The sequence below is a fragment of the Streptomyces qaidamensis genome, from assembly GCF_001611795.1.
In the GTDB taxonomy this organism is placed as follows: Bacteria; Actinomycetota; Actinomycetes; order Streptomycetales; family Streptomycetaceae; genus Streptomyces; species Streptomyces qaidamensis.
The window spans coordinates 6598865-6610175 of sequence record NZ_CP015098.1; the positions used below are offsets into that span (position 1 = coordinate 6598865).

Below are 11311 nucleotides of genomic sequence, written 5' to 3' on the forward strand. Positions count from 1 at the left end.
GATGACCGGCACAAGGACGGGCGGCGCAAGGGAGTCGTCCCCTGGGGCGGCACCCACCGGTGCTGCCGCAGGACCTGCGGACAGGGGAGGCCCCACGCCGGGGCGAGGAGGGCGGGCCATGGTGCAGAAGGCCAAGATCCTCCTGGTCGATGACCGGCCGGAGAATCTGCTGGCGCTGGAGGCGATCCTCTCTGCGCTCGATCAGACGCTGGTGCGGGCATCGTCCGGGGAGGAAGCGCTCAAAGCGCTGCTCACGGACGACTTCGCGGTCATCCTGCTGGACGTCCAGATGCCGGGTATGGACGGCTTCGAGACGGCCGCGCACATCAAGCGCCGCGAGCGGACGCGGGACATCCCGATCATCTTCCTCACGGCGATCAACCACGGCCCGCACCACACCTTCCGGGGCTACGCGGCGGGCGCGGTGGACTACATCTCCAAGCCGTTCGACCCGTGGGTGCTGCGCGCGAAGGTCTCCGTCTTCGTCGAGCTGTACATGAAGAACTGCCAGCTGCGGGAGCAGGCATCGCTGCTGCGGCTCCAGTTGGAGGGCAACGGCAAGGACGCGGGCGGCGAGGCCAAGGAGTCGGCCGGGCTGCTCGCGGAGCTCTCCGCACGGCTCGCGGCCGTCGAGGAGCAGGCCGAAGCGCTGACCAAGCAGCTCAACGACGAGTCGACGGACGCCGCCGCGGTGGCCACGGCGGCTCATCTGGAGCGCAAGCTCACGGGGTTGCGGCGGGCGCTGGACGCGCTGGAGCCGGGCACCGGGAGCACGTCCTCGGTGTCCCCGCAGAACTGACGCGTGCGCAGGCCGGATTATTGTCCAGCCATGACCGCGCGTCAGTTTGGTGCCTCTCCCAGAGCGACACGAACGGGTGAAGCGGTAGACACGCGTGTCCCCTGTCGTCTCCCCCGGTAACCTCACACCCATGGCCTCACGTCCCTCCGCAGCCAAGAAGCCGCCGCCCGCGAAGAAGGCGGCCGCCAAGGCTCCGGCGAAGAAGGCCGCCGCCAAGAAGGCTCCCGCGAAGAAGGCGCCCGCCAGGAAGGCCGCGGCCAAGAAGGTCGCGCCCAAACCGGCCCCCAGTCCCACCGGCGGCATCTACCGACTCGTGCGGGCCGTCTGGCTCGGTGTCGCGCACGCCGTCGGCGCCGTGTTCCGCGGCATAGGGCAGGGCGCGAAGAACCTCGACCCGGCCCACCGCAAGGACGGCGTCGCCCTGCTGCTGCTCGGTATCGCACTGATCGTCGCCGCGGGCACCTGGGCCGATCTCAAGGGCCCTGTGGGCGACCTCGTCGAGATCCTGGTGACCGGCGCCTTCGGCCGGCTCGACCTGCTCGTGCCGATACTGCTCGCCGTCATCGCCGTGCGGTTCATCCGTCACCCGGAGAAGCCCGAGGCCAACGGACGCATCGTCATCGGCCTGTCCGCGCTCGTCATCGGCGTGCTCGGCCAGGTCCACATCGCGTGCGGCTCACCCGCGCGCGGTGACGGCATGCAGGCCATAAGAGACGCCGGCGGTCTCATCGGCTGGGCCATGGCGACGCCGTTGTCGTACGCCATGGGGGACGTGCTCGCCGTGCCGCTGCTGGTGCTGCTGACCGTCTTCGGGCTGCTGGTCGTCACGGCCACCCCGGTCAACGCCATTCCGCAGCGGCTGCGGCTGCTCGGGGTGCGTCTCGGCATCCTCCGCGACCCGGCCGAGGACGAGTTCGCCTTCGCCGAGGACGACGAGCGCTACGAGGAGCAGTGGCGCGAGGCGCTGCCCGCGCGCCCGCGCGGCAGGCGCGCGCCGGCGCCCGCGGCGTACGACCCGGACAGCGCCGAGGAGGAGGCCCTCACCCGGCGCCGTGGCCGCCCTCGCCGCTCGGCGGTGCCGCAGCCCGACATGGACCGGCGCAGGGACGCCGTGGACGTCGCCGCGGCGGCCGCTGCCGCGCTCGACGGGGCCGTGCTGCACGGCATGCCGCCCTCCCCGATCGTCGCCGACCTGACCCAGGGCGTACGGGTGGGGGACCAGGAGGCGACCACGCCGACGCCCGTCCCGGCCGCACGCCCCCAGCAGGACAAGGCCAAGCAGGGCAAGGCCAAGCAGGACAGGCCCGAGCAGGACGAGCCCGAGCCGCAGAAGCCGAGGGCGGGCGTCCGCGACCTCACCAAGTCCCCGCCCGCCGAACCCCGCGACCTGCCCCCGCGCGCGGAGCAGCTCCAGCTCTCCGGCGACATCACCTACTCCCTGCCCTCCCTCGACCTGCTGGAGCGCGGCGGCCCGGGCAAGGCGCGCAGCGCCGCCAACGACCTCATCGTCGAGTCGCTGACGACGGTCTTCACCGAGTTCAAAGTGGACGCCAGCGTCACCGGCTTCACGCGCGGGCCGACGGTCACCCGCTACGAGGTCGAGCTCGGCCCCGCCGTGAAGGTCGAGCGCATCACCGCGCTGACCAAGAACATCGCCTACGCCGTCGCCAGCCCGGACGTGCGGATCATCAGCCCGATCCCCGGCAAGTCCGCGGTCGGCATCGAGATCCCCAACACCGACCGGGAGATGGTCAACCTCGGGGACGTACTGCGTCTGGCGGAGTCCGCCGAGGACGACGACCCGATGCTGGTCGCCTTCGGCAAGGACGTCGAGGGCGGCTACGTCATGCACTCGCTGGCGAAAATGCCGCACATGCTGGTCGCCGGCGCCACCGGCTCCGGCAAGTCGTCCTGCATCAACTGCCTGATCACCTCGGTGATGATGCGGGCGACCCCCGAGGACGTGCGGATGATCCTGGTCGACCCCAAGCGGGTCGAACTGACCGCGTACGAGGGCATCCCGCACCTGATCACGCCGATCATCACCAACCCCAAGCGGGCCGCCGAGGCGCTCCAGTGGGTCGTACGCGAGATGGACCTGCGCTACGACGACCTGGCGGCCTACGGCTACCGGCACATCGACGACTTCAACAAGGCCGTGCGCGAGGGGAAGGCCAAACCGCCCGAGGGCAGTGAGCGTGAGCTCCAGCCGTACCCGTACCTACTGGTCATCGTCGACGAGCTCGCCGACCTGATGATGGTCGCGCCGCGGGACGTCGAGGACGCGATCGTGCGCATCACGCAGCTCGCGCGCGCGGCCGGCATTCACCTCGTGCTCGCCACGCAGCGGCCGTCCGTGGACGTCGTCACCGGTCTGATCAAGGCGAACGTGCCGTCCCGGCTGGCGTTCGCCACGTCCTCGCTGGCCGACTCGCGGGTCATCCTCGACCAGCCGGGCGCCGAGAAGCTCATCGGCAAGGGCGACGGGCTGTTCCTTCCCATGGGGGCCAACAAGCCCACCCGTATGCAGGGCGCCTTCGTCACCGAGGAGGAGATCGCGGGCGTCGTGCGGCACTGCAAGGACCAGATGACGCCGGTCTTCCGGGACGACGTCGTCGTGGGCACCAAGCAGAAGAAGGAGATCGACGAGGACATCGGCGACGACCTCGACCTGCTGTGCCAGGCGGCCGAACTGGTCGTCTCCACGCAGTTCGGGTCGACGTCCATGCTCCAGCGCAAGCTGCGGGTCGGCTTCGCCAAGGCCGGCCGGCTGATGGACCTGATGGAGTCCCGGAACATCGTCGGTCCGAGCGAGGGTTCGAAGGCTCGTGACGTTCTTGTGAAGCCTGACGAGCTGGATGGCGTGCTCGCCCTGATCCGGGGGGAGTCTGAAGGGTAGGGAAACGGGACGCGGTGATCGCCTCGCGGGGGCGTTACGGCAAACGGGTGTCCGGATCGTGACTCACCCGTAAGGGATCATCGAGCAACCGTTTCCCTGCGGCGTACGTCAAGTTGAGGGAAGCGACAACCAGCGAGCCCACCATCGGAATGTCGGGCCATTCCGATGGCGTACAAAGTGACACCGCCCGGTTGCCCCACCCTTTTGGTACCCCCCTAGACTGAACTTCCAGCACAGGCGGCTACACGCTCGAAAGGCGCCCCCGTGTCCATCGGCAACTCCCCTGAAGACGAGCGTCCGTTCGAAAACGAGCACGTCGAAGCAGACCACGAGGAAGCCCGCCCCTCCATCGGCCATGCCCTGCAGCAGGCTCGTATCGCCGCCGGGCTGACCGTCGACGACGTGAGTAGCGCCACCCGGGTCCGCATGAACATCGTGCACGCGATCGAGGCGGACGACTTCTCCCCCTGCGGCGGAGACGTCTACGCCCGTGGGCACATCAGGACCCTGGCCAAGGCCGTCCACCTCGATCCCGCTCCGCTGCTCGCACAGTACGGCGACGAGCACGGCGGGCGTCCGGCACCGACCCCGGCAGCTCCTCTCTTCGAGGCGGAACGCATCCGTCCGGAGCGGCGGGGTCCCAACTGGACCGCGGCCATGGTCGCCGCGATCGTCGCCGTGATCGGGTTCGTCGGCTTCACGATGTTCCAGGGCGGCGACGACGGCAGCAGCGAGGCGAACGTGGCCGAGGGCTCCACCCCCGGCGACTCCGCCTCCCCGACCACCAAGACCAAGAAGCCCGCCGACCCCGAGCCCGAGCCGTCCGACAGTGCCATCGCGGCCGTGCCGCAGGACAAGGTGACGGTCCGCGTGGTCGCCGCCGAAGACCGCAGCTGGATCGCCGCCAAGGACCACAACGGCCGGATGATCTTCGACGGTGTTCTCAAGCACGGCGACACCAAGACCTTCCAGGACAGCTCGAAGGTCCAGCTCGTCCTCGGAGACGCCGGCGCGATCGACCTCTTCGTCAACGGAAAGAAGATCGAGGAGAACTTCCCGCGTGGGTCCGTCGAACGCCTGACGTACACGAAGGGCGACCCCGAAGCCGGGTGATCGGACCGAAAGGTCCAGTTGATACGGGGTTGGCCGGGAAACGGCCAACCCCGTCGACGTGGGGTGTCAGCGGGACGAAGTAGTCTTGAGCCCATGCCTGAACGCCGTACCGTCGCACTCGTCACCCTTGGCTGCGCCCGTAACGAGGTGGACTCGGAGGAGCTCGCAGGCCGTTTGGAGGCGGACGGCTGGCAGCTCGTGGAGGACGCCGAGGAAGCGGACGTCGCCGTCGTGAACACCTGTGGCTTCGTCGAAGCCGCCAAGAAGGACTCCGTCGACGCCCTCCTCGAAGCCAACGACCTCAAGGGGCACGGCAGAACCCAGGCCGTCGTGGCGGTGGGCTGCATGGCCGAGCGGTACGGCAAGGAACTCGCCGAAGCCCTCCCCGAGGCCGACGGCGTGCTCGGCTTCGACGACTACTCGGACATCTCGGACCGCCTGCAGACCATCCTCAACGGCGGCATCCACGCCTCGCACACCCCGCGCGACCGGCGCAAGCTGCTGCCCATCAGCCCGGCGGAGCGCCAGGAGTCGGCGGCCGACGTCGCGCTGCCCGGGCACGGCCCGGCCGAGCCCGCCGTCGCGCCCGCGGACCTCCCGGAGGGCCTCGCCCCGGCCTCCGGCCCGCGAGCACCCCTGCGCCGCCGCCTGGACGGCTCCCCGGTCGCCTCCGTCAAGCTCGCCTCCGGCTGCGACCGGCGCTGCTCCTTCTGCGCCATCCCGTCCTTCCGCGGCTCCTTCATCTCCCGCCGCCCCAGCGACGTGCTGAACGAGACGAGGTGGCTGGCCGAGCAGGGCGTGAAGGAGGTCATGCTGGTCTCCGAGAACAACACCTCCTACGGCAAGGACCTCGGCGACATCCGCCTGCTGGAGTCGCTGCTGCCCGAGCTCGCCGACGTCGACGGCATCGAGCGGGTGCGCGTCAGCTATCTCCAGCCCGCCGAGATGCGGCCCGGTCTCATCGACGTGCTCACCTCGACCCCGAAGATCGCGCCCTACTTCGACCTGTCCTTCCAGCACTCCGCGCCCGGCGTGCTGCGCGCGATGCGTCGCTTCGGCGACACCGACCGGTTCCTGGAACTGCTCGACACCATCCGCAGCAAGGCGCCCGAGGCCGGTGTGCGCTCCAACTTCATCGTCGGCTTCCCCGGCGAGAGCGAGGCCGACCTCGCCGAGCTGGAGCGGTTCCTGAACGGTGCGCGGCTCGACGCCATCGGCGTCTTCGGCTACTCCGACGAGGAGGGCACCGAGGCGGCGACCTACGACGACAAGCTCGACGAGGACGTCGTCGCCGAGCGGCTGGCCCACATCTCGCGATTGGCCGAGGAACTCGTCTCGCAGCGGGCCGAGGACCGCGTCGGCCAGAGCGTGCGGGTCCTCGTCGAGTCCGTCGACGAGGACGGTGTGCACGGCCGTGCGGAGCACCAGGCGCCCGAGACGGACGGCCAGGTGCTCCTCACGAGCGGCGCGGGTCTGCGTGTCGGCCGTATGGTCGAAGCGAAGGTGGTCGGTACGGAGGGTGTCGACCTGGTGGCCGAGCCGCTCCAGGGCTCGCTCACGTCGCCTGCGTGGAGTGAGGAGGCGGGCAGATGACCGGTGTCCCGGCATCCGCGGCGGGAGGCGCCTCCGGCGCGCGGAGGGCAGCGGCCGGTGCGGCCGCTGCGACGCCCGCTGTCTCAGCCGTGCGGTCGGCCGAGGGCGGGGCGCCCGGAGCCTCGGCCGGTGTGGGTGACGGCGGGACTGCCGGGGCGGTGTCCGGTGCCGGCGAGGCCGTGCCCGGTGAGGACGGTGGCCTCGACGCGCAGGGCGACGGGAAGACCCCGCGGGGCGGGAAGATCGCTGCCGCGGCCGTCAACCAGGCCAGCGTCTGGAACATCGCCAACCTCCTGACCATGCTCCGGCTGGTCCTCGTACCGGCCTTCGTCGCGCTGATGCTCGCCGACGGCGGCTACGACCCGGCGTGGCGGTCCCTCGCCTGGGCCGCCTTCGCCATCGCCATGATCACCGACCTGTTCGACGGTCACCTGGCACGCACGTACAACCTGGTCACGGACTTCGGGAAGATCGCCGACCCCATCGCCGACAAGGCGATCATGGGGGCGGCGCTGGTCTGCCTGTCCGCGCTCGGCGATCTGCCCTGGTGGGTGACCGGCGTCATCCTCGGCCGGGAACTCGGGGTCACCCTGCTGCGTTTCTGGGTCATCCGGTACGGCGTGATCCCCGCCAGCCGTGGCGGCAAGCTGAAGACCCTCACCCAGGGCGTGGCCGTCGGTATGTACGTGCTGGCTCTGACGGGGTGGCTGGCCACTCTGAGGTGGTGGGTGATGGCCGCGGCGGTCGTGCTGACCGTGGTGACCGGACTCGACTATGTGAAACAGGCCATTGTGCTGCGCAGGCAGGGAATCGCCGAGCGCAAGGCCGCGTTGGAGGAGAAGGAAGCGTGAGTTCCACGGCCACCGACGTGGTGCGACTACTCACGGTGAAGGGTGAGACGCTCGCTGTCGCGGAGTCGCTGACCGGTGGCCTCGTTGCGGCGGACATCACATCCGTCCCCGGGGCGTCCAAGGTCTTCCGGGGCTCGGTGACCGCCTACGCCACTGACCTGAAGCGTGACCTGCTCGGGGTCGACGCCGCCCTGCTGGCGGCGCGTGGAGCCGTGGATCCGCAGGTCGCGGCCGAGATGGCGGCGGGCGTACGCAAGGCGCTCGGCACCGACTGGGGCATCGCGACCACCGGTGTCGCGGGTCCCGAGCCGCAGGACGGACAGGCCGTCGGCACGGTTTTCGTCGCCGTGGACGGACCTGCCCGAGCCGATTCCGGTTCTGCCGGCGGCGGAAAAGTGGAGGCTCTGCGGTTGAACGGCGACCGCGCGGAAATTCGTAGAGAGAGTGTACGGAGCGTACTCGCACTGCTTCTGAAGGAGCTTGCGAGCGAACAGACTGGGAATGAGCGGGCACAGGATACGGAACGGAACGGGGGGTTTTGATGTTTGCAGCCCTGAGTGAACACGACATCGCTCCCCGCACGGCCGCGGCGCAAGGCGGTACGGTGGGGCGTAATGGATGCGGCTACGCGGTCCGAGGAGGGAGCCACCGATGATTCTGCTCCGTCGCCTGCTGGGTGACGTGCTGCGTCGGCAGCGCCAGCGCCAGGGCCGTACTCTGCGCGAAGTCTCCTCGTCCGCCCGAGTCTCACTCGGCTATCTCTCCGAGGTGGAGCGGGGGCAGAAGGAGGCTTCCTCCGAGCTGCTCTCCGCCATCTGCGACGCGTTGGACGTACGGATGTCCGAGCTCATGCGGGAAGTGAGCGACGAGCTCGCCCTCGCCGAGCTGGCCCAGTCTGCAGCGGCCACCCCCAGCGAGCCTGTACCCACGCCGGTTCGCTCGATGCTGGGTTCCGTGTCGGTGACCGGCGTGCCACCGGAACGGGTGACCATCAAGGCGCCTGCCGAAGCGGTGGACGTCGTCGCCGCGTGAGGCTCTGCGCTCCCACGGCATGATCGAGGCCCCGGCCGGGCCTCTCCGGAAGAACCGGAGGGGTGCCGCCCGGGGTTTTCGCTTGCCCGGGGCCGGCTGTCGCCGTCGCGCCCAGACCTGTCCGATGTGTGTGCGTTTGCCGGTGGGGCGTGCGACGGTCATCGTTGAGGGGATGGCGGGGGCAGTCCTCGGAGGTGCGGATGTACGTCGTGAAGAGCCCGTTGTCGGACGCGAGCCTGAAGACCGTGTCCGAGGCGCTGCAAGGTGCCCTGGTCGACCTGGTGGACCTCGCCCTCGTGGCGAAGCAGATCCACTGGAACGTGGTGGGGCAGCGTTTCCGCTCCGTGCATCTCCAGCTCGACGAGGTCGTCGACACCGCGCGGAAGTACTCCGACACCGTGGCCGAGCGCGCCGCGGCCCTAGGGATCTCCCCTGACGGGCGCGCCGCGACGGTGGCCGTCGGCAGCGGGATCGGGGTGACCCCCGAAGGATGGGTCGACGACACGACCGCCGTGCGCACGCTCGTCGAAGCGCTGGGCGCGGTGATCGCACGGATGCGCGAGCGGGTCGAGTCGACTGGTGAGCCGGATCCGGTGAGCCAGGACATCTTCATCGGGATCACGGCCGACCTGGAGAAGCATCACTGGATGTTCCAGGCCGAGAACGGGTGACGGAAGAGGGCGCGGGAGCGGGTGACGCGCCGGGCGCGAGTTTCGCCACCGCGTCGCGGCGTCCCGCACCCATGCCCATGCTGTGCGGAGGGCCGCGCGGCGTGGGTCGGGTGCGTGGGGCCGATGGGGTGTGCGGTGCAGGTCTGGTGGGCGCTGGCGGGACGGTGCACGGTGTGCGCGTGCGCCGTCTGTGCGACGTGCGCGGCGTGAACGGTGTGTGCGGTGCGCCCGTGTGCCCGTGGTGCGCCCTGTCCGCCGGTCCGGGTGGCTGCATAGCGTCGGGCTGGGGGTTGCGGCCATGGCGGGGATAGCGCGCTGGGGGAGCCGGCACTGGGGGGTTCACGGGGTCGCGCTGGGGCTGGGGGCGCTGTGGTGGTGGGCCGTGGTGCGCGTGGTGGCCGTGCCCGAGGCGGGGGCGCTGGAGGCGGCGGTCGCGGCCGGGGGGTGGGGGCTGAGCGTGCTGCCCGTGCACTGCGTGCCCAAGCGGCGGGCTCGGGGGGTTGTGGGGGCGGGGCGGTGGCGGAGGGTTCTGCAGGCCGGGGTCGGGGCCCGGGCCGGAGGCGGTCATGCGCCGCGGGCGAAGTCGGGGGGAGGGTAGGCGGTGCTTCGGCTGCTGCGGAGTCTGCTGCGAGGGGGTGGTGGCCCGGCGGCGTGTCTGGGTCGCGGGGCGTGTCTGACGGGCGGGGGCTCTGTCACCACGGCATGGCCACACCTCCGTTCGGGCGGAGGATCTGGCCCGTCGTGAAGGCCGAGGCGTCGGAGACCAGGTGCAGGACCGTGTGGGCGATGTCCTCGGGCTCGCCCACACGGCCCAGCGGCGACATCCGGGCCATGACGGACTCCGTGTGTGCCTGGGAGCCGCTGTCGCCGCGGTCGGTCATCGGCGTACGGATCCAGCCCGGCGCTACCGCGTTGACACGGATGCCGTGCCGGCCGACCTCCGTCGCGAGTGTCTTCGTGAGCTGCACCACCGCCGCCTTGGCCGCGCCGTAGCAGAGCAGCCCGGGGCCGCCCGTGTCGACGGCGCCCGAGGCCATCGTGACGATGCTGCCCCGGGTGCCGCGGTCGATCATGAGGCGGGCGGCCTCCTGGCAGGCGTACAGCACTCCTTTGAAGTTGACGTCGAGGACCCGGTCGAGGTCCTCGTCCCGGGTCTCCAGCACGGGACTGCGGTGCATGATCCCGGCGACCGCGGCCAGGGCGTCCAGGCGTTCACAGGAGGTGAGGGCCTGCCGCAGCCCGGCCCGGTCGGTGACGTCGAGGGTGTGGGTGCGGGCGGTGCCGCCGCTGTCCTTGATCAGGGCCGCCGTCCCGTGCAGACCCGCGGTGTCACGGTCCGCGCAGTGCACGGTCGCCCCCGCCTCGGCGAGCAGCAGCGCCGAGGCGCGGCCGATGCCGCTCGCGGCGCCGGTGACGAACGCGGTGCGGCCGGAGAGGTCGTACGCCGTGACGGGCATACGAGGACCGTACGAGCGCTTCTGACGGTCCGTCAATTGGTGTGGCTGCGCCGGGCCGAGGCTGGGGCAGGGCCGGGCTGGCAGGTGGGGCACCAGTAGGTGGGGCGTTCGCGGGAGCCGTCGCCCTGGTCGGCGACGCGGATCGAGGTGCGGCAGCGCAGGCAGGGGCGGGGTGCGCGGCCGTAGACGAAGAGGTCCTGGCCGCGGCGGCCCGTCGTGCTGCGGATCGGGCGGTCGCGGTTGGCCTCCAGCAGCTTCTTGGCGAGCGCGGGCAGCTTCGTGGCGCGGTCGGGGGGAAGGTCGCCGGCCGGGAGCCACGGGGTGACGCCTAGCAGGAAGCAGAGCTCGCTCTTGTAGACATTGCCGATGCCGGCGAGGTTGCGCTGGTCGAGCAGGGCCTCGCCGAGTTCGCGGGCGGGGTCCTGGAGGACGTTGGCGAGGGCCCGGTCGGGGTCCCAGTCGGGCCCCAGGAGGTCGGGGCCGAGATGGCCGACCGCGCGGTGCTCGTCGGTGGTGCGCAGCAGTTCCAGGACGGGAAGGCGGTAGCCGACGGCGGTGCGGTCGGTGTTGCCGAGGATCGCGCGGATCTGGTGGCCGGGACCTCCGCTCCAGCGCTGGCCGTGCCCGTACACCTTCCAGGAGCCGTCCATGCGCAGGTGGGAGTGGAGGGTGAGGCCGCCCTCGATACGGGTGAGGAGATGCTTGCCGCGCGCGGTGACGTCCAGGACCGCTCGGCCCGTGAGGTCGGCCGTGGCGAAGCGCGGGACCCGGAGATCGCTGCGGGTCAGCACCGTGCCCGCGAGGGCGTCGTGCAACCGCCTCGCGGCCTGCCAGACCGTGTCACCTTCGGGCATGGGTCAAGGGTGGCACGACGGCCGTGTGGGCGGCCGAGCGGC

The 11311-nt window shown here is 70.9% G+C and carries 10 protein-coding genes; 8 read left to right on the plus strand and 2 right to left on the minus strand.

Annotated features, from left to right (window positions below; genetic code table 11):
- Window positions 1–118: 118 nt before the first annotated feature.
- The 8 genes from A4E84_RS29370 (at window position 119) to A4E84_RS29405 (ending at window position 8958) form a co-directional block, all read left to right on the plus strand.
- Complete coding sequence (locus A4E84_RS29370) at window positions 119–799, plus strand: response regulator (RefSeq protein ID WP_062929412.1); 681 nt, start codon at window positions 119–121, stop codon at window positions 797–799.
- 130 nt (window positions 800–929) lie between these two features.
- Window positions 930–3698 carry a DNA translocase FtsK gene (locus A4E84_RS29375; RefSeq protein WP_174569469.1) on the plus strand — a complete coding sequence of 923 codons (2769 nt, stop codon included), beginning with the start codon at window positions 930–932 and terminating at the stop codon, window positions 3696–3698.
- Between the two features lie 264 nt (window positions 3699–3962).
- Window positions 3963–4811 carry a helix-turn-helix domain-containing protein gene (locus tag A4E84_RS29380; RefSeq protein WP_062929414.1) on the plus strand — a complete coding sequence of 283 codons (849 nt, stop codon included), beginning with the start codon at window positions 3963–3965 and terminating at the stop codon, window positions 4809–4811.
- Between the two features lie 93 nt (window positions 4812–4904).
- Window positions 4905–6404, plus strand: coding sequence for a 30S ribosomal protein S12 methylthiotransferase RimO (gene rimO, locus A4E84_RS29385; protein WP_079129164.1), 1500 nt, complete (start codon window positions 4905–4907; stop codon window positions 6402–6404).
- The gene (pgsA, locus tag A4E84_RS29390) at window positions 6401–7255 is read left to right on the plus strand and encodes a CDP-diacylglycerol--glycerol-3-phosphate 3-phosphatidyltransferase (protein WP_062929416.1); all 855 of its coding nucleotides are present in this window, start codon (window positions 6401–6403) and stop codon (window positions 7253–7255) included. The genes rimO and pgsA overlap by 4 nt, the downstream gene beginning before the upstream one ends.
- Complete coding sequence (locus A4E84_RS29395; protein WP_062929417.1) at window positions 7252–7797, plus strand: CinA family protein; 546 nt, start codon at window positions 7252–7254, stop codon at window positions 7795–7797. Before pgsA ends, A4E84_RS29395 begins: the two co-directional genes overlap by 4 nt.
- Before the next feature lie 109 nt (window positions 7798–7906).
- Entirely contained in the window at window positions 7907–8287 is a 381-nt protein-coding gene (locus A4E84_RS29400) for a helix-turn-helix domain-containing protein (protein WP_033314530.1), read from the plus strand.
- Between the two features lie 200 nt (window positions 8288–8487).
- Complete coding sequence (locus tag A4E84_RS29405; RefSeq protein ID WP_062929418.1) at window positions 8488–8958, plus strand: Dps family protein; 471 nt, start codon at window positions 8488–8490, stop codon at window positions 8956–8958.
- Between the two features lie 692 nt (window positions 8959–9650).
- Here the strand turns inward: A4E84_RS29405 and A4E84_RS29415 are convergent.
- Complete coding sequence (locus tag A4E84_RS29415; RefSeq protein ID WP_062929419.1) at window positions 9651–10415, minus strand: SDR family NAD(P)-dependent oxidoreductase; 765 nt, start codon at window positions 10413–10415, stop codon at window positions 9651–9653.
- Window positions 10416–10447: 32 nt separating this feature from the next.
- Window positions 10448–11269 carry an Fpg/Nei family DNA glycosylase gene (locus A4E84_RS29420; RefSeq protein WP_062929420.1) on the minus strand — a complete coding sequence of 274 codons (822 nt, stop codon included), beginning with the start codon at window positions 11267–11269 and terminating at the stop codon, window positions 10448–10450.
- Between the last annotated feature and the right edge of the window lie 42 nt (window positions 11270–11311).

What these genes read in the sequence shown, in the direction of transcription:
- A4E84_RS29415 (WP_062929419.1), bottom strand. Translation starts at nt 10,415, where the DNA reads ATGCCCGTCACGGCGTACGACCTCTCCGGCCGCACCGCGTTCGTCACC.
- pgsA (WP_062929416.1), top strand. Translation starts at nt 6,401, where the DNA reads ATGACCGGTGTCCCGGCATCCGCGGCGGGAGGCGCCTCCGGCGCGCGG.
- rimO (WP_079129164.1), top strand. Translation starts at nt 4,905, where the DNA reads ATGCCTGAACGCCGTACCGTCGCACTCGTCACCCTTGGCTGCGCCCGT.
- A4E84_RS29400 (WP_033314530.1), top strand. Translation starts at nt 7,907, where the DNA reads ATGATTCTGCTCCGTCGCCTGCTGGGTGACGTGCTGCGTCGGCAGCGC.
- A4E84_RS29405 (WP_062929418.1), top strand. Translation starts at nt 8,488, where the DNA reads ATGTACGTCGTGAAGAGCCCGTTGTCGGACGCGAGCCTGAAGACCGTG.
- A4E84_RS29370 (WP_062929412.1), top strand. Translation starts at nt 119, where the DNA reads ATGGTGCAGAAGGCCAAGATCCTCCTGGTCGATGACCGGCCGGAGAAT.
- A4E84_RS29420 (WP_062929420.1), bottom strand. Translation starts at nt 11,269, where the DNA reads ATGCCCGAAGGTGACACGGTCTGGCAGGCCGCGAGGCGGTTGCACGAC.
- A4E84_RS29375 (WP_174569469.1), top strand. Translation starts at nt 930, where the DNA reads ATGGCCTCACGTCCCTCCGCAGCCAAGAAGCCGCCGCCCGCGAAGAAG.